Consider the following 22,408-nt stretch of genomic DNA (forward strand, 5'->3'; position numbering starts at 1 on the left):
ATTACATCCCCCTTGATCGATTTACTAACTTAGTAATGGTATCCTCAACCTGATGCAAATGAACAATGTGATCGACATGGTTTGTTTTAACAGCTGCTTTAGGCATTCCATATACAACAGAGGATTTTTCCGACTCCGCTACAATAATTGCTCCAGGGTCTTTTTCCTTTAAAATATTTATTCCTTCAGCTCCATCGGATCCCATTCCGGTTAGTACAACAGCAATCTTATTAACCTTTTGAACATTAGCAATCGATTCAAAAAGCGTATCGACTGCAGGTCTGTGACCAAATACAGGTTTTTCCCGGGTTAACTCAATCGCATATGCTGTACCAACTGCTCGCACCTTCATATGATAATTGCCTGGTGCTATATAGGCAGTACTTTTCTGAATAATTTCACCATGTACTGCTTCTTTAACTTTAATCGGCACCAATGCATCCAGTCGTTTAGCTAGTGATTTGGTAAATCCTGCTGGCATATGCTGAACGATTAAAACGGCTGCTTGGAAGTCATCTGGCATATCAGACAAAACATTTTGCAATGCTTTTGGTCCACCTGTTGATGAACCAATGCCAACAATCGTTTTGTCATATTCTTTGGTATCGGTACCAGTTATTTTTCTCGTTGTTGAAACTGGCTGGGATTTGGAAATATTAGCCTGTGCAGCTGTTAACACTTTTGTAAGTATCTCTTCGCTAATCTTATTGAGATCTAATGAAATCGCTCCAGATGGCTTTGCTACAAAGTCAACTGCCCCAATTGATATTGCTTGAACTGTCTTAGTCGCCCCTTCTTCTGTGACGCTGGAAAGCATAACTACAGGCAATGGATCAGATTGCATAAGCTTTCGTAGTGCAGTGATTCCATCCATAATTGGCATCTCAACATCAAGTGTCACAACATCCGGTTTGAAATCAGCTATTTTCTGAAGTCCATCCTCACCATTTTTTGCCGTGGCAACTACCTCTATCCGATTATCACTCGAAAGTATATCAGTAATCATTTTGCGCATAAACGCGGAATCATCAACTACTACAACTCGAATAGAATCCATTGTAATTATCTCTCCATCACAAATGCTTTTAATCGTTGAACAAACGAAGCAGATTTTTGATTTTTAGCCTCTGAACCGTTTTGCAAGTAATCAATAGTGATGTCTTTTATTGCTCTTGAAACAGCCGCTTTTTCATTTAACAGTACATATGGAATTTGTCGGACAACGGCTGCAGAAACTGTTTTATCGTCTGGGAGAATTCCCAGCTTACGGATTTTTATATTTAAAAATTGTTCAACTATCAGCCGAAAACGTTCCATTGTCTGACTTCCATTTTTTATGGATGAACGATTCATAATAACCGATACCGGCATACTTTGCTGTCTATTGATAATATGTTTGATCATTCCGTATGCGTCTGTTATGGATGTTGGCTCCGGGGTTGTTACAACAATACATTCATCAGATGCTACAATAAATGAAAGACTATCATTTGTAACTCCGGCACCCATATCGAAAATAATATAATCATAAATAGTTATAAGTTCATCGTATTGCCGGAAAAAATAATCCCTTTTCTCCTGGTTCATCGTAAAAAAGTCCGTTAATCCTGATCCTGCGGCTACGTAAGATATGCCGCGCGGGCCAGTTTCTATAATGTCATGAACCGTTAACTGATTATTAAACATATCTACAATTGATTTCTCAGCATGTAACCCCAGCAAAATATCAATATTTCCCATTCCAACATCCAAATCAAACAAAAGAACTTTATTATCATGCCTCAGTAACTCCAACGCAAAATTCAGTGCTACATTTGACTTGCCTACTCCACCCTTACCGCTTACAACTGCTATCGTTTTCGCCTGTCCGGGTTCTCTGGTATGTTCCACCTGCCGTCTCAAACTTTCAGCCTGATCATGCACCACCATATTCACCCACTATATAATCACTTATTAATTTTGGTGTTGGTTGAATAATGTCATCGGGAACATCCTGGCCATTGGTTACATAGGCCACACCCACATTCTTTTTTAATGCAATGTTTAAGATGCTGCCATATTGCCGTGTTTCATCAATTTTAGTAAAAATAACCTCTCTAATGGACAAGTGGCGAAATTGATCGTATATTTCTGTGACATCTTTTGATTTTGCAGTCATTGCTAATACTAAATAGGTTTCGACATTTGCATTTATTTCAATATTATTCTGCAGTTCCTTAACATATTTTTCATCCCGGTAATTGCGCCCCGCTGTGTCAACAAGGATTAAATCATAAGATTCAAACTTTTTAACTGCAGCACTATAATCATCAATGTTATACGCGACCTCAATTGGTATATCCAAAATTTTTGAATATGTTTTTAACTGTTCAATAGCAGCGATACGGTATGTATCAGCTGTAATAAGCGCCACCTTCTTATTATCTTTCAGTTTACTGGCCGCAGCAGCTTTGGCTATCGTTGTCGTTTTTCCTACTCCAGTTGGTCCGACAAATTGAATGATTTTCTTTTCATAGGTTAATCCTTCATAAGTCAACTCACTCAGTCTGTTTTCAATTTCAAGTTTTGTATCATTCAAAATATCTTCCTGAGTTGGTGTGACTCCCTCTTTTTCCTTGTGTCTATCCACTACGGAATCGATAATGCTATTTGCCAAATCATCATCTGTTTCCTGGTCAATTAAATAATTGTATATGACTTGATATTCGGCGGGATATTCGTTAGTTGTACCGGTAGTCTGCAATTCAACCATTCGCTTCAGGTGCCTTAGTTCATTCAGTACATCATAATCCTTTGGTTTTTCGTTCTGGACAGGAGCTGAAATCTTTTGCCTGGTTTCCTGTTTTTTTGGTGGCTTGGGCTCTGGATCCAGTGCAGCAATAACCTCGATATTTCGTTTTTTAAAAAAACCTAAAAAACCGCCCTGGAAAACTTCCTTGGAATTTAATATTACTGCTTCTGAGCCAAGTTCTTTACGAATTCGGCTCATTGCCTCTGGCATCGTTGGTGCTATATACTTTTTCACCTTCATGCAACGTTCACCACCCCAACACTTTGTACTTGAACATTTGGTTCCAACTCGTTATATGATAAAACAACAACCTGTGGCATAAATCGCTCCAGCAGCTGCTTCAGATACATTCTGATAGCCGGTGAACATAGAACAACAGCTGTCTCTTCCTGTAGCGTAAGTTTTTCCACTTCTTCATGGATTGTTTTAATAATTTCTTCCTGTGATGCTGGATCCAATGCCAGAAAATTACCATGTTCCGTCTGTTGAATGTTTTCAGCAATCATTTTTTCCACTTTTCCGGAAACTGTTATTACTTTCATCGACATGTCTTCAGTTGCATACTGTTTCGTCAGCTGTGATGATAATGATTGCCTTACATACTCAGTCAGGAGGTCTGTATCATTTGTCATTTTGCCAAAGTCAGCCAATGTTTCAAATATAATAGGCAAATTACGAATGGAGACATTCTCTCTAAGCAACTTTGCAAGGACTTTTTGAACATCCCCGACTGCCAATGGTTCCGGTGTAACTTCCTCGACCAGAATTGGATAGCTTTCTTTCAAGTGATCGATTAGCTGTTTCGTTTCCTGACGTCCCAGCAGTGCATGAGCGTGTTGTTTAATCACTTCGGTAATATGTGTGGATACAACGGATGGCGGATCCACAACCGTATATCCGGAAAGCTCTGCATCATCTTTATTTTCTTCACTTATCCATTTTGCCGGCAGCCCAAATGCAGGCTCTTTCGTATCGATGCCATCTATTTCTTCATCATCTATGTCAGGCGTCATAGCCAAGTAGTGATCCAGCAGCAGCTCACCTTCAGCAACTTCATTCCCTTTAATTTTTAATCGATATTCGTTCGGATTGAGTTGGATATTATCACGAATACGCACCACAGGAACTACTATACCGAGTTCAATTGCCAGCTGCCTGCGTATCATTACGACTCGATCAAGTAAATCTCCACCCTGACTGGCATCAACAAGCGGAATGAGTGCGTACCCAAACTCAAATTCTATCGGATCCATATTTAATAGATTCACTACATTCTCAGGCGATTTCATTGCCAATGACTCGGTCTGCTCCTCCTGTTCTATATCCGGTTCTTCTTTTACATCCGCCTGTCTCAGGAGTGCATAGCCACCCAGTGTCAATAATCCAGCTATTGTAGTAGTCAGGAAGAAATTGATTGGAGTTAGCCCCAATAAGAATATTGTTCCCGCAGCAATGAACAGCAGTTTCGGATATTGGAGGAGCTGCCCGGTTACATCACTGCCCAGATTCCCCTCTGATGTAGTACGAGTAACGACGATTCCTGTTGCAGTTGCGATTAATAAAGCAGGTATTTGACTGACCAAGCCGTCACCAACAGTCAATCGCATATATGTATTTATTGCTTCGGTAAACGTAAAATCCATCTGAACCATGCCAATTATTAAGCCAAAGATGATATTGATTAACACAATGATAATACCGGCAATCGCGTCACCTTTAACAAATTTACTGGCACCATCCATAGCGCCATGGAAATCCGCCTCATTTTCCACTTTTTCGCGTCGTTCTTTTGCCTGTTGTTCGGAAATTAATCCCGCATTTAAATCGGCATCGATACTCATTTGCTTACCCGGCATCGCATCAAGCGTAAATCTTGCAGCAACTTCAGATACACGTTCCGCACCTTTTGTAATAACCAGAAATTGAATGATTACCAGAATGACAAATACAACAAACCCTACAAGTGCATTATCACCAATTACAAACGACCCAAAGGTATCAATCACGCCACCTGCATCAGCTTCAGATAATATTGATCTTGTAGTGGAAACATTCAAAGCCAGTCTGAATAAAGTCAATAACAATAAGAGCGAAGGAAAAATAGAAAACTGCAATGCTTCCTGTGTATTCATCGAAACGAGAATAACGACAAGTGCAAGCGATATATTACATAAAATGAGTACACTTAACAGCCATCCCGGTAATGGGATAACCAGCATGATAATGATTAAAATTACTCCTAAAAGTACGGATAGATCACGTGCTTTCATCGTTGTCTCCCCTTATTGTCCTGCTTTTTTCTCCAGTCTGTATACATATGCCAGTACTTCGGCTACTGCCTGATAAAATTGTTCCGGTATAATGTCGCCAATTTCAATCGAATCGTATAAAGATCTTGCCAGTTGTCTGTTCTCAACGGTTGCCACATCATTTGACTTTGCAACTTCTCTGATTTTAAATGCTATCTGGTCAGCACCTTTAGCTACAACATATGGAGCGGATGCTTTATCTTCGTCATATTTGATTGCGACCGCAAAGTGAGTTGGGTTTGTAATAACAACATCTGCTGATGGTACCTCGCTCATCATTCGCTGTGTTGCCATTTGGCGCTGCTTTTCTTTAATCTTGGATTTTATTTGTGGATCCCCTTCGATGTTTTTATGTTCATCTTTTACATCTTTCTTTGACATTTTTATACTTTTTTCAAAGTCATATTTTTGGTATGCATAATCAAAAACAGATAAAAATAATAATGCTAATGCTGATGCAAATCCCATAATAATCGTTATTCTGCCAAAGAAACCAAGCGCATTTTCTGCTGTCTTAAACCCAAGCATCATCATTTCATCTTTATAAATCCAAATAACAAAAAAAGTAATAACACCAATAAACACTATTTTTAATAACGATTTCAGCAACTCGACTAATGCCCTTGCAGAAAATATCTTCTTTGCCCCCTGAATCGGGTCAATTTTTTTCAGATCAAGCTTCAACGGTTCTGTTGTAAATAAAAATCCAATTTGCGTAAAGTTTGCAGCCAATCCGGCAACCATTGCAATCACCATAATAGGAGCGAGTATCTTCGCCATTTCGACAGATGTCTCAAAAAAAACCTGACTTACGGATTCTATGGTAACATCCCAATGAATGAATTCATTAAATGTATGTTGATAAAGAGTAAGTAAACCATTTTTCATATAACCGCCAAATACAACTAAACACATGAAACAGAAGAATAATAAAAATGCAGTATTGATATCCTGACTTTTTGCTACCTTACCTTTTTTACGTTCATCCTGCCGTTTTTTAGGGGTCGCTTTTTCTGTCTTCTCTTCGGAACCTGCAAAGAATTGTAAATCAAGTTTTAATTGCAAGCTAAGCACCCCCGAATAATTGCATTAATCCATGCAGCGCATCAAACATCGTTTCAAAAAGAGTTTTCACCAAAACAATATATAAACTCAGGAAAAACAGGATAGCAACAAAACTTACAAATATTTTTAACGGCAGCCCGACAACAAAAACGTTTAATTGTGGAACCGTTCTGGCTATTATCCCGAGTGCTACATCGACCAGGAATAAACAGCCGACAATTGGTATCGCCATCTGAAAAGCAATCAAAAACATTTCATTAAACGTACGTATAACAAAATCTGCTATATTGCCATCCTGAAAAGGTATAAAAGCATCCATCGGAATAAGTTGATAGCTATAAAAAATTCCATCTATTAATAAATGATGACCATTAACCGATAATAAAAATAATAGCGCAATTATATAAAAATATTGTCCTGTCAATGGGCTCTGTGCTCCTGTTTGCGGATCAATAACATTCGCAATGGCAAAACCCATCTGAAAATCAATAAATCCACCGGCAATCTGGATAGCTGAAAGTATGATATATGCAAGTAATCCTATTAAAAGCCCGACAATTGCTTCCTTAAGAAGAAGGAATAAATACATTTCATCGATAGAAACATTTGATGAATCAACTGTATAGTACATTATTAATGCCAGAAAAAACGTAAATCCAATCTTGAATGGTGTTGGTATGGTTGCATATGAAAACAATGGCAGCGTTACAAAAAATGCTGCAACCCGTATAAATATAAGTAAGAAAACAGGTATACTTGAAAGATTAATAAGTTCTAACATACATTACCCTACAAACTGGTTCAGATTTTGATATAAATCTACGGTGAACTCAACGACTTTTGTCAGCATCCATGGTCCAAAAACTACGATCCCCACCAGGACAGCAACAATTTTCGGTATAAAGGCCAGTGTCTGTTCCTGAATTTGTGTTGTTGCCTGAAATATACTGACTAAAAGCCCAACTGCCAATGCCAATATAAGTAATGGACCCGAAATGAGCAAAATGACATAAACGCCTCTTTCGGCTAACGTTAAAACAAATTGACTATCCAAACAAACACACCTGCCTTAGAAACCTTGTAATAGTGATTGCGTAATTAAATACCAGCCATCGACTAGAACAAATAGTAGAATTTTAAAAGGTAATGAGATCATTACTGGCGGAAGCATCATCATCCCCATTGACATAAGCACACTTGCAACTGCCATATCAATAATTAAAAATGGAACAAAAATCATAAAGCCCATCTGGAAGGCTGTTTTCAGTTCACTGATTGCAAAAGCAGGAATTAATGTAGTTAGCGGTATATCCTGAACCGATTCCGGCTTTTCAATTTCGGCATAATTCAAAAACAATGCCAGGTCTTTCTGACGTGTATGCTTAGCCATAAAATCTTTCATCGGTTCACTTGCCCGGTCATATGCCTCATCCAATGTAATCTCTTCTTCAAAGAGCGGCTGCAACGCTTCATCATATACTTCACTAAACGTTGGAGCCATAATGAAAAATGTCAGAAATAAAGCCAATCCAATCAGCACCTGATTTGGTGGCATTTGCTGTGTTGCCAGTGATGTCCTGACAAAAGACAGAACAATTACAATCCGTGTAAAACACGTCATTAATATTAAAATACTTGGTGCCAGTGATAATACGGTAAGCAGAAGTAATAATTTAACAGACGTTGATATAGATGAAGGATCAGAACTGGAAAACATATTGATAAATTCATTCATGTTTATCTTCCTTATTTTTGCGTTGATTGATTAGTTTACTTCTGCTTTGCTTCAATTTTTCAAGCTCGGTTGAAAACATGTTTTTGAAATCCTTTTTGGATTGATTTTTTTCATCTGTATCTGTGTTTTTCTGAAACAATGATGTCAATAATGATGCTTGTTGTATTTCATTGGAATCGTTATTATGTAAAATTTCTCTCTTGACCTCTTCATCTTTGATTTCCTGAAGCATTTCAACGTTTTCACCGACACCAATGACATATACCTTGGAACCTATTCGCACCAATTGTACCGACTTATTAGGGCCAACCGATATACCACCCAGATTTTCCAATGCTTGTACCTGGTTAAATAGTTTGTTCCGGTTTTTTAAAAACTTTAAGAGCAAATAAATAAGTCCGAGTACTAAAAGCAATGCAAAGACCATTTTAATTAAGGTAAAAAGCAATGAACCTCCGCTTTCTCCACCGGTCGATTCACTATTTCCATCTTCTGTTTCATTTGCAGGAGTTCCATTTGTATCAAAACAGTCCGCATTTCCTTCAAGACAATCCTTTACATTCGTTGATGCTGCTTGAACAACCGTAAAACTGCAGGTAGTAATAATGAGTGCTGTCAGACAAATACCCAATATGTTTCTTCGTATCACATTATCCACCCGTTTCTTTAATCCAGCGCTTTCTGTATTGCTTCAACAACTCGGTCTGCCTGAAAAGGTTTGACAATAAAGTCTTTGGCCCCGGCCTGAATTGCGTCAATAACCATTGCTTGTTGTCCCATTGCTGAACACATAATGACATTTGCATCAGCATTTACTTTTTTTATTTCTTTTAATGCAGTCAGCCCATCCATTTCCGGCATCGTAATATCCAAAGTCACAAGGTCAGGAGTCAGTTCCTTGAATTTTTCAACCGCTTGTGCACCATCCTGTGCTTCGCCAACTACCTCAAAACCATTTTTAGTCAAGATGTCCTTTATCATCATTCGCATAAACGCTGCATCATCTACAATTAAAATTTGTTGTGCCATACTTTCATCCCCTATACAAATAATTATTTAAGCTTCATTAAACGGTCTGATTGGCTTATGATATCTGTTACCCTGACACCAAAGTTTTCATCGATAACAACTACCTCTCCTCTGGCAATCAGTTTCCCGTTAACCAAAATATCAACCGGTTCCCCGGCTAATTTATCCAATTCAATTACCGATCCGGATGATAAATCCAGAATATCCTTTATACTTCTTTTCGTACGTCCAAGCTCTACTGAGACCTTCAAAGGAATATCGAGTAACATATCAAGATTACGTTGCTTATTTTTATTGTTTGTCACTTGTTCAAGATCTGAGAATGATGCCTGATGTATGGAAGCGTTATTTTTATCTATGTTGTCACCAAGATACTGCGGATTTCCTGTTTCAGTTGCTGGCGATTCTTCTTCCATTTGATTCGATGGTTTGTCCAATTCTGCTGTAACCGCTGCTTCTTTCTCACCTTCAGTATTCAAAAGCTGATCGACTAATTCCTTGGCAAATTGAACCGGTATGAGCTGCATAATCTTTGAATCTATTAAGTTACCAACCTTTAATTGAAAAGAAACCTTTACAAAGTAATTTTCATCGGTTAATGACTCATTTCCTTGTTCATCCCCTGGTTTCTCCAAACTGATGGATGGTGGTGAAATATCAACACGCTTTCCAAAAACTGTCGACATACTGGTTGCGGCCGTCCCCATCATTTGATTCATTGCTTCCTGGACAGTACTCAAATGTATTTCGTTCAAATCACTCTCTGGTGATGTACCATCTCCACCAAGCATAATATCTGCAATGACAGCAGCATCTTCTGATTTCATAACGAGAACATTTTGTCCGTTAAAACCATCCACATAGTTAACTTGAATGGTAACGTGTTCAAACTCAAATTCATTTAATATTTCATTTTTAGTGATAATAGAAACTTCTGGTGTTGTAATATCAACTTTCTGATTTAATAAAGTTGACAATGTTGTCGCCGAACTCCCAAAAGAAATGTTACCTATTTCACCCAATGTATCTTCCTCAATAGTTGATAAAAAATCGGCTACTTTGGTAGAACCTGCATCATTTTCCATATCATCATCTTTTTCACCTATTTTTAATAGTGCATCAATTTCATCCTGGGAAAGCATGCCGTCATTCATTATTGTCGCCCCCTTTTATTTCCTCGAGTACCTGCACCGACATCTTATTTTTAATTTTGCCGGGCTGTACCAAAAACTTGGGTTCATTATTTATTTCCAGTTTTAATGGGTTATCAATTGCCTGATTTAGTGATATAACATCATCCTCACCCAAATTCAGGAGTTGCTGGACATTAATAGTAGTCTCTCCTAGTAATGTTCTCGCCTCAACCTCTGCCAGTTGAATATTTTTAGTTAGTTTTTCATATGCTTCCGGGTCTCTTTTCTTAGTAGACGTTTGCATCCAATAATGTACGGATAATTTAGGTATGATTGGTTCGAGCACAATATGTGGTATACAAATATTTATCATCCCGCTTGCTTCCCCGATTGTTGTATTTAAGGACACCACAACAACTGTTTCATTTGGTGAAACCATTTGCAGAAATTGCGGGTTAACTTCAAAATCCTCCAATATCGGATCAATTTCAATCATGGAAGACCATGCTTCCTGCAAATTTACTGTTGCTTTTTCAAAAAGCTGGGACATTAGCATTGTCTCAATTTCTGTTAAGTTTTCTACCTTGTTTATACTGCTTCCTTTTCCTCCAAGAACCCTGTCAAGCATCCCATATGCAATATTAGGGTTAACTTCCATTAAAATTCTGCCATCAAGCGGCTGAACACTGTAAATATTTAAAACAGTCATTTTTGGAACAGAACGGATAAACTCTTCATAAGGTATTTGGTCAACGGACGCAACAGAGATGTTTACATATGTCCTTAATTGCGCTGAAAAGTACGTTGTCAACAGTCGGGCATAGTTTTCATGAATTCGGGACAAGCTGCGGATCTGGTCTTTGGAAAACCGAAGTGCCCGTTTAAAATCATACACGCGTACCTTCTGCTCTTTTTCTTCTTTTTTTAATTCGTCTGCATTCATTTCTCCGGATGATATTGCAGATAGTAATGCGTCAATCTCATTTTGCGAAAGTACTTCTTCCACCAAAACCTCACCTCCTGATCGGAGAATAATTGCTACTGCAAAATTTTATTAACTGTGTAAACTTCGGTAATATTGCCTTCTGTCATAACCTTATTCAGTTCCAACTGAACAACATCTTCCAAATTGGATAACCCTGTCTTAAAATCTTCTTCACTCATTTTGGAAAGTTCTTTTATTAAAATGTTTTTCAGCTGAAATTCCCGCTTTTGGACTTCTTCCTTGGCATCCTTGCTGTCCGTTATAATTTGAAATTGAATTCGTACAAAACTCCCATTTTGTAAATCGGTAGTAATTTCTGATGTCTTGTACGAGTTTTCCACAATCTCATCAATTGATTGGGCGCTGCCGCTGTTTTTATCACCTGTAAAATTTAACACGATAATAAGCGCAGCTACACCTGCCAGTAAAAGTATTGCTAAAGAAGTCAGCATTGTTTTACCCAGTCTACTGCTCATTTACATCACCTGCCTCATTAAACCATCCATTTAATCCAATCTTCCGGTAATAATCTGTCACTAAAGCTGTAACATCGGATTCAGCGTCTCTGACAACAAGTTTTTTACCATTCATTAATGTAATTGTCGTATCCGGATGTGATTGAATCTGCTCAATCATAATTGCGTTTAATGTAAAAACTTCCCCATTCAGCCTTGTAAGCTTTATCATAGTTTGGCGGGAGTGCTCAACACGGGAGCACTCCCTACCCCCTTAATCTATCGTTTTAGATTTACAAGCTCCTGCAGAATTTCATCTGATGTTGTAATGATTCTCGTATTTGCCTGGAAACCACGCTGTGCAGTAATCATCTCGGTAAATGCTGAAGCAAGGTCAACATTGGACATTTCGAGAGCACCGCTGACTATGGATGCTGAACCATCTGTTTCAGGGGCAACTAAACCATTATTATCGTTTTCAACCAATCCGGCATTGGGAGTATTCAAATATAAATTGCTTCCAGCCTTTTGAAGGCCACCGGGATTGGAAAAGTTAGCTAAAGCAACTTGTCCTGCTACTCGATTATTGCCATTTGCATCAATATAATTCACGATACCATTTGTTTGAACACTAAAGCTTTGGGCATCTTCAGGGATATTTAATGCAGAAATGTTCCCCTCCTGGATATTACCTGAATCATCTGCGGCATAACCCATAAGGTATAGTCCATCAGGATTCACAACATTTCCATTTGTATCCAGATAAAAATTACCCGCACGTGTGTAAGAAACGTTTGAGTCTTCTAAGCTAATTAAATCGATTTCGTTAGTATTATTTGGTACAAAACCATTCTGATCATCCCTTACAATATCACTCGCAACAACAAACATCCCATCGCCCTCAAGCTGAAAATCGAGCGTTCTGTTTGTTGTCTGACGAAAGCCTTGTGTATGAATGTTATCGATTGACCCTGTCTGTGAACCTAAACCAATCTGTGCCGGGTTAACACCGCCACGTGTAGCGGTTGGCCCCTGTGCACCTGATGACATTTGACTCATCATATCCTGGAAGGTTACTCGGCCTTTCTTAAAACCTACCGTATTCACATTGGCAATATTGTTACCAATAACATCTAACTTTGTCTGAAATCCTTTCATTCCGGAAATACCTGCGTACATTGAACGTAACATTTAATTACTCCCCTTCATTGGTTATAAACTTATAAGCTATATCAATCAGTCAATAGCTTTAAGGCCTCCCAATCGGGTCCAGCCTATTCGTTTATTAAAATGGTTCCATTAATATTTGTAAAAATTCTGCTTGTCGCTTCTGCTTTATTCATCGCTGTTACAACTGTATTATTTTTAGCACTTACCAGCAGCGCCGCATCATCTGTAAGAACAAGTGAATCAGTTACACCTTTTTGTTTCGCCTCAACCATTTTCTGTGAAATTTCCTGCCACTGTTTTTCATTGATTGTGATATTTCTTTCCGTTAATCTTTCTTGCGCATGTTTACTGACTTTTAGTTCCTGAACACCGGCCAATACATCTTTAAAGCTGGCTGTTTCACTTTTATGATCAGGTTTCTTCACATTAGGCAATGGCATAGAGTGATGCTGGTTTAATTGATGTATACGGTGATCCATATTACTCACTTCCTTCATCAGGACTCGGACCTAAATCGTCGCCACTTTTGCCAGTGGCTGTACTTGCATTTGGATCACTTACCTGTGTGATAGAATCAGCATAAATCTTTTCACCACTTTCAAGTTCCAGAACAGCCCAGCCTTCATGTTGACTCACCGCAATTACATTACTCGTTTCAATATCCAGCTTTTCGCCGGTTTCCTCGTCATACGCTTGGTAGGAAACTTCCTTACCTATCATGTGGCTGTATTGGAGAATTGGTGATACCGTCTGACTTTGCACCAGTCTGTCGATGGATTTTGTCATGTTCATCATTTGTTCAAGCGATGAAAATGATGCCATTTGTGATATGAATTCGGTGTTCTTCATCGGACTTGTTGGATCCTGATGCTGCAGTTGGGTCATCAATATTTTCAAAAAATCATCTTTACCCAGATCCGGGCTTGGTGTCCGTACAGTTGATGGTTGATTACTTAAATAGAGTGACGGATCTATCGTTGGCACTTTTTTCACCTACACTTTCTCATTCATTAAAGCTTTTTGAAATTGTGACTCAAAATCTTCGTCCGAATGATTATCATCATTCTGTTCAGAGTGATTTGAATCCCCCTGGTCTTGTCCGTCCATTGATTGTTCTTCCTGTTCACTTTGGTAGCTTTGAGCCTGCTGTGATGTTACTTCCTGTTTTTCCACAACTACCTGCTGTGGTGAAAACATATTTTTCAGTTGATGCATATTTGCCTCAAGCATTTCCTTTGCTGCATGAGAGGTAACCATTATTTTTACAGTCATTTCCCCGTTTATTTGGGTTAACTTGACCATCATGTCTCCCAGATTTTCAGGACGTAATGTTATATTTAGCTGTGAAGTCCCGTTTTGCATCGTTAAAAACCTGCTTGTTTTCATCACCTTTTGGAACTGTTCAATCAGTTGTTGACCAGCTTGTTGGGTGGTTTGGTTCTGGTTCATATGGATAGCATACTGTTCAACTTTCGATAATGGTACCGATGATGTAAATGTCATGGACTGCTGTGCAGTTGTTGAATCCATTTTCGCCTGATTACTCACTGCATGCTGAAGCCATTTTGTTACATCGGTAGTTGTCACTTTTGCACTGGTATTATACTGTTGTTTCACTGCAAGCTGATTTCTTTTTTGATACGCTTGTAAAAGTTCTTTCCATATTGCCTGCTCTTTACTGTTATTCTGCAATGAACCCGGGACCATGTTTGATTGCGTATTAAACTTTTTCTCCAATGCACTCCATTGCTCCAGTAATTTCAATAATGCCGGTGCAGTTTTTGTCAAACTTTTTTGGTCGGTAATTTGTGATATCAGTTTTTCTGCTTTAGCTAATAAACCTTCTAACTGCTTTTGAAGTGTCTTGTCATTCATTATTTCAGGTGCTGCCTGATTGAAAAAAACAAGTTGTGTGGCATTCATTTCTGAATTAGTTGACACTTCTGCTTTACTTCCCTGACCTGCAGCCACTTTCTCCATTATCTTCGCCAGCGCTTGTACTGCTTCTTTCGTTGTCTGACTATCCTGTTTCATGACAATACTGCCAAATGTATCTTCCAGAATTTTAAGTGCTTCTTCTGACGCTGAATTACCTTGCCCTGTTGCAATACTGCTGAATATTCCTTCCAGTATTTTCATTGCATGTTCCTTTGATATTTCAGTACCTGCTAGCTGTTTAATCTTACTGGAAGACATTAACATGTTTATCAGGGTCATCTTTACTTGTGTTTCATTTTGATTATTTTTAATAACGCCTGCATTTAAGCTGGTTATAAGATTCTGGAAAACTGTCTGTTTATCTGCCGGCATACCCTTGCTGGAATGTTGTGGCAAGTTACCTTTTGTCAGCATAACCTGTTGAAAAATCATTCCGATCGCATTCAATTTATCACCCCCCTTCAAGCATTTCTTTTACAACTCACTCTGTACTGTTTACAAATAACTGCGTTAATTCTGCTGCACTCTCCGGCTCCATTGCTTCCAGAATTCCGCCCCGCACATCATTAGGTAGATTTTTAAGAATGGAGACGGATAAACCCTGCTCCATGTTTTGAATGATTTGTGCCGCCTGTTCATTATCCATATCCTTAAAGGACGATGATATGGATTGGATCGAACTGTCTTCGGAAGTATCACTTGTTTCCTCGGAATCAGTTGTTTCACTCTCGTCTGAATTATTTTTCTCGAGTTTTACGATTTCCTGTTCCAGTTCATTTATCGTCGATTCCAGACTGGATACTTTCTGGTCCAGTTGAGCGATTTCCTCGTCCTTCATTGCGATGGTATCCTGATATTTCTTCTCGGATCGCTGTTCATCCTTTTCCTTTTCAGTGGTTATCACTTCAGATAAAAAGGGGATGTTGTTACCAGTATTTTTTGCCCAGCCCATCACATCGACTCCAGCAACTGTAAAAATGATGACAGTAAGAGTTGCAGCAACAATTAACGGAATTACAATTGCGAATAAAAACCACAAAACCGGATTCGTTTTCTCTTTTTGTTTTTTTATATCTTTTGCCATACCGTTCACCCATTTTTCTGGTTTAAATATTGCTGAATCGAAGCTTCATCCATTATTGCTTTCTCATTCTTTTTAAGAAGTTCTTCATTCTCCTGATTTCGATGTTCAATTATCTTTTCAAACTTCTTTACTTCAACATGAGCACTGGTTAAGTTCCCATGTTTCGTTTCCATTTCATTTCTGGCGTTTTGCACCTCGTGCTGCAACTGCATAATTTGCTTATTCAACGTTTCAATATATGCAACCTGCTCTCTGATTTTATCAATTGCCGTAGTTTGACCCAGATAACTTTCATATGATTCCTCGGCTATTTCTTTTTTTCTCAGCAGGTTATATAACTGTGTAGCAATTTCCTCAAAAAAATCAATGGATTGTTGATACGCTTTTTGTGCATCTTTCTTTTCACTTTCACGTACATGTAAAATTTTCGATAATGCAACTGTTCCAGCCATCAAATCCCTCCATTAAGCAGCTTTTGCATCAGAACAATGGAATCTTCCAACGTATGATATTCAAATATATCCTGTTTCAAATACGCCTGTATTTTAGGGTGATATGAAATTGCTTTATCAATTTCCTGATTCGTACCCCGTTTATACGCACCTATCTGAATTAATTCATTATTTTCTTCATATGTAGCCATCAGTGACCTGATAACCTGAGCTGTTTCCCTATGCTCATTGCTGGTAATTTGTGGCATTACCCTGCTGATAGACTTTAATATGTTGATCGCAGGAAAGTGTCCCTGCTCAGCCAGCTTCCGGTCCAGTATGAAATGCCCATCCAATATGCCGCGTACAGTGTCAGCAATAGGCTCGTTCATATCATCACCATCAACCAGTACGGTGTAAAAAGCTGTAATTGTACCATGTTCGCTTGTTCCTGTTCGTTCGAGTAACTTGGGTAGTAAGGCGAATACAGAAGGTGTATAACCCTTCGTTGTTGGCGGTTCACCTGTAGCAAGACCAACTTCCCTTTGCGCCATCGCCACCCGTGTAACAGAGTCCATCATCAGGTTCACCTGAAAGCCCTGGTCCCGAAAGTATTCACTAATCGCTGTAGCGGTATATGCTCCTTTAATTCGCATTAAGGCCGGTTGATCGGACGTTGCCACCACTACAATAGATTTTTTCAAACCCTCTACGCCAAGATCACTTTCAAGGAACTCCCTGACTTCCCTTCCCCGCTCTCCAATTAGGGCGATGACATTTATATCTGCACTGCTGTTACGGGCAATCATCCCAAGCAATGTACTTTTACCAACACCACTACCTGCAAAAATTCCGATTCGCTGTCCCTTTCCTACCGTCAATAATGAATCTATTGATTTGACTCCCACTTGAATCGGTTCTGAGATGGGAGCGCGTGATAGTGGATTTGGCGGTGACTGTTCGGTTAAATAATTGGATAATCCTTTAGGAAGCTTCGAGTTATCCAAGCTATTCCCCAGTGAATCAACCACTTTTCCGACCAGACCGCGTCCAATTTTTACCGACAAGGCCCCACCTGTGGACTCTACCAGACAACCCGGTCCGATTTCGGTTACTTGCCCATACGGCATAAGGATAATTTTTTCTTTATTAAAACCAACGACTTCACTTAGGACAGGTTTTTTATTACTAGAGCTATGAATCAGGCAAACTTCACCAATATTTGCTTCCGGCCCCTGTGACTCGATCATGAGACCTACAACCCGCAAAACCATTCCATAGCGTTTTAACGTATCAGCCTTATCAATTGCATCGAAATATTTTGCTAATGTCATTGGCTACTCTCCATACTGCTTTCAAGCAGAACTTTTCGTAGTTCCTCCAGTTGTGTATCAATACTGCAGTCAATCCGTCCAAACGGATGTTCAATGAAACAACTGTCTTCCTCTAAATCCTCATTTACGTAAATAGACAGGTTTGTTTCTTTTCCTGCAAGACGGGAGATTTCCTCTTTCTGCTGCATAACCAGATTATAATGATCCGGGTGTACAAAAATGGAAACTTTCGGTTGGTTTTTAACTTCCCTGACAGCTGTATTGACGATTGTGATAAAAGTTTCCGGATTGCTGCTTAAATCTTTTTTTATGATTTTTTCTGCAACGTGTACAGCAAGCTCCAAAATTGTTTCTTCACTTTGTTCAATCGTAGAATGATAATCTTTCGTTGCGGATTCCACAATTTTGTTTGCATCCTTTATTAACTGCTTGTATTGATCAAGACTTTCCTGTTTTCCGAGTTCAAACCCTTCTTTATAACCTGTTTCTTTAGCCTCTTCGATATATTGCTGTTTTTCTGTTTTCCAGTTTTCTTTTGCCTCTTCTATCTGAGCATTCGTTTGATCGACAAGGGTTGATTGCTGTTCCTTTATCTTTTGCAGTTCTTCTTTTGCTTGCTCGATATCAGCCAGGACATTGTTACGTGTATCTTCCTGAGATTCATCTGATGAAGTAGAATTGTCCTGAATATCTGCCATAATCGGTCTTACTTTTATTTGTTTAGCCTTCAATGTACTTGAGTGATTTGAATAAATGTTAGACAATAATGTCGTCACCTCCACCACGGGCTATGACAATTTCACCAATTTCCTCGAGGCGGCGGATTGCTCCAACAATTCTTGTCTGTGCTTCTTCAACGTCACGTAAACGGACTGGACCCATAAATTCCATTTCTTCCTTGAACGTTTCGGCCATTCGCTGGGACATGTTTTTAAAGACAACTTCTTTAACTTCATCACTGGCAACTTTAAGTGAAAGTCTGAGATCTTCATTTTCCACTTCCCGGATAACCCGCTGGATGGCACGATTGTCAAGTACAACAATATCTTCAAAGACAAACATGCGTTTTTTGATTTCTTCTGCCAACTCAGGGTCCTGTATTTCGAGTGTATCAAGTATCGTTCTTTCTGTACTGCGGTCAACCCCATTCAGCACTTCTACGACAGCCTGAATACCACCTGTTTGTGTGTAGTCCTCAGTGAGTGACGAAGATATTTTGCGTTCCAGCACTTGTTCCACCTGACTGATAATTTCAGGTGAGGTGGAATCCATTGTTGCGATTCGTTTGGCGACTTCAGCCTGCATTTCCTGCGGCAGCTCGGATAAAATCTGGCCAGCCTGTTCTGAGTCCAAATAGGATAATACAAGCGCAATTGTTTGCGGATGTTCATTTTGAATAAAATTCAATACCTGCTGTGCATCTGCTTTGCGTGCAAAATCAAAAGGTCTAACCTGTAATGATGATGTAAGGCGTTCGATAATACTAGTTGCTTCCTGTTGTCCAAATGCCTTTTCAAGAACTGTTTTGGCATAGCCGATTCCACCTTGTGAAATGTAATCCTGTGCTAATGCAATTTGGTGGAATTGATCAAGCACATCCTCTTTCGTACCTGATTCCACTTTTTTGACTGAAGAAATTTCCAGACTCAACTTTTCAATTTCTTCCTCCGACAAATGCTTGTAAACTTGTGCTGATACATCCGGACCCAGGGAGATTAAGAGAATTGCTGCTTTTTGTTTGCCTGTAAGTTCTGTTTGTCTAGCCATTCAAAGACCCCCTTAATCATCCGAAATCCAACTTCTAAGCAATTTGGCGAATTCTTCCGGTTTTTCTTTCGCCATTCTTTCCAATTGTTTTCTTCGAGCAGAAGATTCAGTTTCTGGTTTATCACCAATTTCAGGCACTTCCACACCAGGCTCTGAAGGTACTGTTTCCTCCACTGCTTCCTCTTCTTCGGTTTTCCTGCTTCGGAACAGTATAATTATCAGTACTATGATGATTGCCAGTAAGATACCACCGGTAATATACATCCATAATGGAATTACTGGTGTAGTCGGTTGCGGTGAATTTATACTCTCACTGAATTCCTGGAACACAATAGAAATCTTTTCTTCAGGCTGGACTTCTCCATACTCACCATTAATTGAAGTGCTGACAATGGAATTTAATATCGATGAAATCCCGTTCGTCACAGTTTCCTGCTCCTGTGCTGTTAAATATTGAACTTCACCATTTTCTTTCCCTTTTATTTCATCAACCGCTACCTGTATACCCAAATCACGGATCTTATAAGGGCTTTCAACTATCTCTTTGCGAATGCGGTTGTACTCATTGTTAACCGTTTCTTTAGATAACTCGTATTCGCCATTATTACCTTCTTCAGCAGCCTGATAGTTTGCGATGTCTTCATCACCAGTTCCTGTTGTTCCTCCAACCGGCGGATTCCCTTCATACGTTTCCTGAACTCTTTCTATACTTACAGGAAGCCCTTCCATATTTTCAACATCTACCGGTTCAACAAGCTCTTCAACACGATTTTCCTGTGTGAAATCTACATCAGCTGTGACGGAAACAATTACGTTGTCTCTTCCAACCATAGCTCCGAGCATCTGTTGTAATCTTCGCCGTATATTCTTTTCGATGTCCTGCTTAACATTTTGTTGATATGTATATACATCCTGGTTAGCAGGTCCATTTTTGGAATCTTTATCATAGTATTCGAAATACTGGTTCATGATAGCGATATTTTCCGGAGGCAGATTAGGTACTGCCTTTGATACCAAATGATACAGGGAATTGATCTGATTCCCTTTAAATTCGTAACCTGGTTGCGTATTTATTACGATAGAAGCGCTTGCTTTTTGTGATGATTCACTGACAAAGACCGGCTCTTCAGGCATATTGATCATTACTTTTGCATCGTTAATACCTTCGACACCTTTCATTAAATTCGCCAGCTCTGTTTGCATCGCATCCAGCTTTATCATGCTGAATTCATTATCAGTAATACCCCAGGAGGCATTCTCACTGAAAAACGAATAATCAATATTACCGCTGTTCGGTATTCCCTGTCCCGCAAGATCAACGAGCAATGCGTTCACATTACCTTCAGGCACAGTAATAGTTGTTCCGCCACTTTCCAGTTCATATGGGATTCCTCTTGCATCTAATTCAGCTTTTATTTGACCAACTTCCTGCAATGATAAATTATTGTATAGCGGTACAAATTTAGAATTAAACGAAAAAAGTAAAAGAGCCAGCATCAACACAACAACCAGTGCTGCCGAACCGATAAATATACCTTTTTGGCTTTTTGTTCGCTTGGTCCAAAAAGATGAAGCCGTATCTTTAAATTTCATTAATTTTTCCTTCATATATTCCCCCGCCAAATTCCAAATTCTATTTAAATGAAAAACTGTTGATTTTATAGTTCATCTTAGGACCAACCAGAAAACTTCTGAATATTATTTTCATTTAAATAAAAGTAATGTTTTTATATTTGCATTCGCATAATTTGGTTATATGCATCAATGACTTTCTTTTGAATCTGGACAGAGGTTTCAAGCGTTATGCTAGCTTTCTGGGCTGTAATCATCACATCATGCAGATTATCAATTTGCCCTTTTGCCAATGCTTCTGTTTTCTTATCTGAAGCAACTTGGGCATCGTTGACATGTTCAATTGCCGCTTTTAATGACTCTGCAAAATTATGTTGTGCTTCACCTGGTGTAGTTATGTTTGATGTTTTATTGATATCAGAATTGGGAATTAAGGGTTGTGAAACTCCACTAACCAAAGGATTCATAATCATTACTCCCCCTTTACTTTTATATTTCTATAAGCACTGAGTTTTCCATTACTACAATTCGTTTACAGCATAATAATCCAGGTCCGTCTCAAACTTCCGGATGGCTGGTTCGTCTATCTTCCTATTTCCAACGCTTTTAACAGCATGTTTTTACTCGCATTCAACGAAGTAATATTTGCTTCATACGAACGTGTTGCACTCATCAAATCCACCATTTCCTTTAATGGATCGACATTCGGCATTTCAACATATCCGGCTTCATTTGCATCCGGATGATTCGGGTTATATACCACTTTAAATGGCGACTCATCCTCAACAATTTCGGATACTTTCACTCCGCTTCCCTGGCTCGATGTCGAATTAGCACTAGCATTATGTAAAAAAGATTTAAAACTCTGTCCAGTCGGCTCCATAACAACCATCTTCCTTCGATATGGTTCGAATTCGCCATTTTCATTGATTGTAGCTCTAGTTGATTGTGCATTTGCGATGTTGGAAGAAACGACATCCATACGCAGCCTCTGAGCCGTTAACGCACTGGCACTCGTGTTTATGGCATTAAATATCGACATTTCTATCTGCCTCCCCTGATAACCGTTTGCAAACTACTAAATTTACCGTTAATCCGATCTACCAAACTTTGATAATATATTTGGTTTTTTGCCAAATCAGCCATTTCTTTGTCAATATCCACACTATTTCCATTATGATTATACATTGTGTTTTTCTGTGTAATTGTTTTGAAAGATGGCCCTGTACCAGAATTATCAAAAGGTATATGTTTTGAATGCGTTCTCTTGGCTTCAAAGGAAGACGTCAATGCATCATTCAGGACATTCTTAAAAACGACATCTTTCGCCTTGTAATTCGGAGTGTCCACATTTGCAATATTATTTGAAATAGTCCGATTTTTAGCCGAAGCATAATCAAGCGATCCTTCAAGTGTTTTGAAGGTTCCTCCGAAAAATTCCATTACGATTCCCCCTAAACTTTTTAAAAGAACCGACATAAATTACATCACGTATACGAATATTGTAATTTATATGACAGGTAAAGTCTATCATATTTCGACATTTTTCTTCTTGGGAAAAGTTTTTGGTTAAAAATATCCAGGACTTTTTACTCATTAAATATACTTTT

Annotated in this window: 27 protein-coding genes; all 27 read right to left on the reverse strand. The window is 38.8% G+C overall.

Features of this window, described 5'->3' with window-relative positions; genetic code table 11:
* Position 1 precedes the first annotated feature (1 nt).
* Positions 2 to 1,057: a protein-glutamate methylesterase/protein-glutamine glutaminase gene (locus tag G6R02_RS09435; protein WP_164668977.1), complete on the reverse strand. Its 1,056-nt coding sequence runs from the start codon at positions 1,055 to 1,057 to the stop codon at positions 2 to 4.
* 5 nt (positions 1,058 to 1,062) lie between these two features.
* Positions 1,063 to 1,929: a MinD/ParA family protein gene (locus tag G6R02_RS09440; protein ID WP_343032907.1), complete on the reverse strand. Its 867-nt coding sequence runs from the start codon at positions 1,927 to 1,929 to the stop codon at positions 1,063 to 1,065.
* Positions 1,916 to 3,031, reverse strand: coding sequence for a flagellar biosynthesis GTPase FlhF (gene flhF / locus G6R02_RS09445; RefSeq protein WP_164668979.1), 1,116 nt, complete (start codon positions 3,029 to 3,031; stop codon positions 1,916 to 1,918). Before flhF ends, G6R02_RS09440 begins: the two co-directional genes overlap by 14 nt.
* A complete protein-coding gene (flhA, locus tag G6R02_RS09450; RefSeq protein ID WP_164668980.1) occupies positions 3,028 to 5,061 on the reverse strand; it encodes a flagellar biosynthesis protein FlhA in 2,034 nt (677 codons plus the stop codon). Before flhA ends, flhF begins: the two co-directional genes overlap by 4 nt.
* A 12-nt stretch (positions 5,062 to 5,073) precedes the next feature.
* Positions 5,074 to 6,165, reverse strand: a complete 1,092-nt coding sequence (gene flhB / locus G6R02_RS09455) for a flagellar biosynthesis protein FlhB (protein WP_164668981.1) — start codon at positions 6,163 to 6,165, stop codon at positions 5,074 to 5,076.
* 1 nt (position 6,166) lies between these two features.
* Positions 6,167 to 6,946, reverse strand: coding sequence for a flagellar biosynthetic protein FliR (fliR, locus tag G6R02_RS09460; RefSeq protein WP_164668982.1), 780 nt, complete (start codon positions 6,944 to 6,946; stop codon positions 6,167 to 6,169).
* A 3-nt stretch (positions 6,947 to 6,949) separates the two neighbouring features.
* Positions 6,950 to 7,219 carry a flagellar biosynthesis protein FliQ gene (fliQ, locus tag G6R02_RS09465; RefSeq protein WP_164668983.1) on the reverse strand — a complete coding sequence of 90 codons (270 nt, stop codon included), beginning with the start codon at positions 7,217 to 7,219 and terminating at the stop codon, positions 6,950 to 6,952.
* Between the two features lie 15 nt (positions 7,220 to 7,234).
* Positions 7,235 to 7,900, reverse strand: a complete 666-nt coding sequence (gene fliP, locus G6R02_RS09470) for a flagellar type III secretion system pore protein FliP (protein WP_164668984.1) — start codon at positions 7,898 to 7,900, stop codon at positions 7,235 to 7,237.
* Entirely contained in the window at positions 7,893 to 8,549 is a 657-nt protein-coding gene (locus G6R02_RS09475; RefSeq protein ID WP_246202539.1) for a flagellar biosynthetic protein FliO, read from the reverse strand. Before G6R02_RS09475 ends, fliP begins: the two co-directional genes overlap by 8 nt.
* 17 nt (positions 8,550 to 8,566) lie before the next feature.
* Positions 8,567 to 8,929 carry a response regulator gene (locus tag G6R02_RS09480; protein ID WP_164668985.1) on the reverse strand — a complete coding sequence of 121 codons (363 nt, stop codon included), beginning with the start codon at positions 8,927 to 8,929 and terminating at the stop codon, positions 8,567 to 8,569.
* A 23-nt stretch (positions 8,930 to 8,952) separates the two neighbouring features.
* Positions 8,953 to 10,086, reverse strand: a complete 1,134-nt coding sequence (gene fliY, locus G6R02_RS09485; protein ID WP_164670365.1) for a flagellar motor switch phosphatase FliY — start codon at positions 10,084 to 10,086, stop codon at positions 8,953 to 8,955.
* A complete protein-coding gene (gene fliM / locus G6R02_RS09490; protein ID WP_164668986.1) occupies positions 10,076 to 11,071 on the reverse strand; it encodes a flagellar motor switch protein FliM in 996 nt (331 codons plus the stop codon). Before fliM ends, fliY begins: the two co-directional genes overlap by 11 nt.
* Positions 11,072 to 11,100: 29 nt before the next feature.
* A complete protein-coding gene (fliL, locus tag G6R02_RS09495) occupies positions 11,101 to 11,523 on the reverse strand; it encodes a flagellar basal body-associated protein FliL (RefSeq protein ID WP_164668987.1) in 423 nt (140 codons plus the stop codon).
* Positions 11,513 to 11,734, reverse strand: a complete 222-nt coding sequence (locus G6R02_RS09500; protein WP_164668988.1) for a flagellar FlbD family protein — start codon at positions 11,732 to 11,734, stop codon at positions 11,513 to 11,515. Before G6R02_RS09500 ends, fliL begins: the two co-directional genes overlap by 11 nt.
* Before the next feature lie 47 nt (positions 11,735 to 11,781).
* On the reverse strand, positions 11,782 to 12,693 hold the full coding sequence (gene flgG, locus G6R02_RS09505; protein WP_164668989.1) for a flagellar basal body rod protein FlgG: 912 nt from the start codon (positions 12,691 to 12,693) through the stop codon (positions 11,782 to 11,784).
* An 83-nt stretch (positions 12,694 to 12,776) separates the two neighbouring features.
* Entirely contained in the window at positions 12,777 to 13,151 is a 375-nt protein-coding gene (locus G6R02_RS09510) for a TIGR02530 family flagellar biosynthesis protein (RefSeq protein WP_164668990.1), read from the reverse strand.
* A gap of 1 nt (position 13,152) precedes the next feature.
* Entirely contained in the window at positions 13,153 to 13,656 is a 504-nt protein-coding gene (gene flgD, locus G6R02_RS09515) for a flagellar hook assembly protein FlgD (protein ID WP_164670366.1), read from the reverse strand.
* Positions 13,657 to 13,665: 9 nt separating this feature from the next.
* On the reverse strand, positions 13,666 to 15,057 hold the full coding sequence (locus tag G6R02_RS09520) for a flagellar hook-length control protein FliK (RefSeq protein WP_164668991.1): 1,392 nt from the start codon (positions 15,055 to 15,057) through the stop codon (positions 13,666 to 13,668).
* Between the two features lie 34 nt (positions 15,058 to 15,091).
* Complete coding sequence (locus tag G6R02_RS09525) at positions 15,092 to 15,694, reverse strand: MotE family protein (RefSeq protein WP_164668992.1); 603 nt, start codon at positions 15,692 to 15,694, stop codon at positions 15,092 to 15,094.
* 5 nt (positions 15,695 to 15,699) lie between these two features.
* Positions 15,700 to 16,146: a flagellar export protein FliJ gene (fliJ, locus tag G6R02_RS09530; protein ID WP_164668993.1), complete on the reverse strand. Its 447-nt coding sequence runs from the start codon at positions 16,144 to 16,146 to the stop codon at positions 15,700 to 15,702.
* The gene (gene fliI / locus G6R02_RS09535; RefSeq protein ID WP_164668994.1) at positions 16,146 to 17,459 is read right to left on the reverse strand and encodes a flagellar protein export ATPase FliI; all 1,314 of its coding nucleotides are present in this window, start codon (positions 17,457 to 17,459) and stop codon (positions 16,146 to 16,148) included. Before fliI ends, fliJ begins: the two co-directional genes overlap by 1 nt.
* Positions 17,456 to 18,223 carry a flagellar assembly protein FliH gene (gene fliH, locus G6R02_RS09540; protein WP_164668995.1) on the reverse strand — a complete coding sequence of 256 codons (768 nt, stop codon included), beginning with the start codon at positions 18,221 to 18,223 and terminating at the stop codon, positions 17,456 to 17,458. The genes fliI and fliH overlap by 4 nt, the downstream gene beginning before the upstream one ends.
* Positions 18,216 to 19,226, reverse strand: coding sequence for a flagellar motor switch protein FliG (gene fliG, locus G6R02_RS09545; protein ID WP_164668996.1), 1,011 nt, complete (start codon positions 19,224 to 19,226; stop codon positions 18,216 to 18,218). Before fliG ends, fliH begins: the two co-directional genes overlap by 8 nt.
* 12 nt (positions 19,227 to 19,238) lie before the next feature.
* Entirely contained in the window at positions 19,239 to 20,834 is a 1,596-nt protein-coding gene (gene fliF / locus G6R02_RS09550) for a flagellar basal-body MS-ring/collar protein FliF (protein ID WP_164668997.1), read from the reverse strand.
* Positions 20,835 to 20,953: 119 nt separating this feature from the next.
* A complete protein-coding gene (gene fliE, locus G6R02_RS09555; RefSeq protein ID WP_425509033.1) occupies positions 20,954 to 21,265 on the reverse strand; it encodes a flagellar hook-basal body complex protein FliE in 312 nt (103 codons plus the stop codon).
* Positions 21,266 to 21,381: 116 nt separating this feature from the next.
* Positions 21,382 to 21,840: a flagellar basal body rod protein FlgC gene (gene flgC / locus G6R02_RS09560; protein ID WP_164668999.1), complete on the reverse strand. Its 459-nt coding sequence runs from the start codon at positions 21,838 to 21,840 to the stop codon at positions 21,382 to 21,384.
* Positions 21,841 to 21,842: 2 nt separating this feature from the next.
* The gene (gene flgB / locus G6R02_RS09565; RefSeq protein ID WP_164669000.1) at positions 21,843 to 22,241 is read right to left on the reverse strand and encodes a flagellar basal body rod protein FlgB; all 399 of its coding nucleotides are present in this window, start codon (positions 22,239 to 22,241) and stop codon (positions 21,843 to 21,845) included.
* Positions 22,242 to 22,408 lie beyond the last annotated feature (167 nt).

Source organism: Virgibacillus doumboii (assembly GCF_902806455.1).
In the GTDB taxonomy this organism is placed as follows: Bacteria; Bacillota; Bacilli; order Bacillales; family Amphibacillaceae; genus Lentibacillus; species Lentibacillus doumboii.

Excerpts from the sequence above, each read along its gene's own strand:
- G6R02_RS09435 (WP_164668977.1), bottom strand. The coding sequence starts at position 1,057 with ATGGATTCTATTCGAGTTGTAGTAGTTGATGATTCCGCGTTTATGCGC.
- G6R02_RS09440 (WP_343032907.1), bottom strand. The coding sequence starts at position 1,929 with ATGGTGGTGCATGATCAGGCTGAAAGTTTGAGACGGCAGGTGGAACAT.
- flhF (WP_164668979.1), bottom strand. The coding sequence starts at position 3,031 with ATGAAGGTGAAAAAGTATATAGCACCAACGATGCCAGAGGCAATGAGC.
- flhA (WP_164668980.1), bottom strand. The coding sequence starts at position 5,061 with ATGAAAGCACGTGATCTATCCGTACTTTTAGGAGTAATTTTAATCATT.
- fliR (WP_164668982.1), bottom strand. The coding sequence starts at position 6,946 with ATGTTAGAACTTATTAATCTTTCAAGTATACCTGTTTTCTTACTTATA.
- fliP (WP_164668984.1), bottom strand. The coding sequence starts at position 7,900 with ATGAATGAATTTATCAATATGTTTTCCAGTTCTGATCCTTCATCTATA.
- G6R02_RS09480 (WP_164668985.1), bottom strand. The coding sequence starts at position 8,929 with ATGGCACAACAAATTTTAATTGTAGATGATGCAGCGTTTATGCGAATG.
- fliL (WP_164668987.1), bottom strand. The coding sequence starts at position 11,523 with ATGAGCAGTAGACTGGGTAAAACAATGCTGACTTCTTTAGCAATACTT.
- G6R02_RS09500 (WP_164668988.1), bottom strand. The coding sequence starts at position 11,734 with ATGATAAAGCTTACAAGGCTGAATGGGGAAGTTTTTACATTAAACGCA.
- flgG (WP_164668989.1), bottom strand. The coding sequence starts at position 12,693 with ATGTTACGTTCAATGTACGCAGGTATTTCCGGAATGAAAGGATTTCAG.
- G6R02_RS09510 (WP_164668990.1), bottom strand. The coding sequence starts at position 13,151 with ATGGATCACCGTATACATCAATTAAACCAGCATCACTCTATGCCATTG.
- G6R02_RS09525 (WP_164668992.1), bottom strand. The coding sequence starts at position 15,694 with ATGGCAAAAGATATAAAAAAACAAAAAGAGAAAACGAATCCGGTTTTG.
- fliJ (WP_164668993.1), bottom strand. The coding sequence starts at position 16,146 with ATGGCTGGAACAGTTGCATTATCGAAAATTTTACATGTACGTGAAAGT.
- fliI (WP_164668994.1), bottom strand. The coding sequence starts at position 17,459 with ATGACATTAGCAAAATATTTCGATGCAATTGATAAGGCTGATACGTTA.
- fliG (WP_164668996.1), bottom strand. The coding sequence starts at position 19,226 with ATGGCTAGACAAACAGAACTTACAGGCAAACAAAAAGCAGCAATTCTC.
- fliF (WP_164668997.1), bottom strand. The coding sequence starts at position 20,834 with ATGAAGGAAAAATTAATGAAATTTAAAGATACGGCTTCATCTTTTTGG.
- fliE (WP_425509033.1), bottom strand. The coding sequence starts at position 21,265 with ATGAATCCTTTGGTTAGTGGAGTTTCACAACCCTTAATTCCCAATTCT.
- flgC (WP_164668999.1), bottom strand. The coding sequence starts at position 21,840 with ATGTCGATATTTAATGCCATAAACACGAGTGCCAGTGCGTTAACGGCT.
- flgB (WP_164669000.1), bottom strand. The coding sequence starts at position 22,241 with ATGGAATTTTTCGGAGGAACCTTCAAAACACTTGAAGGATCGCTTGAT.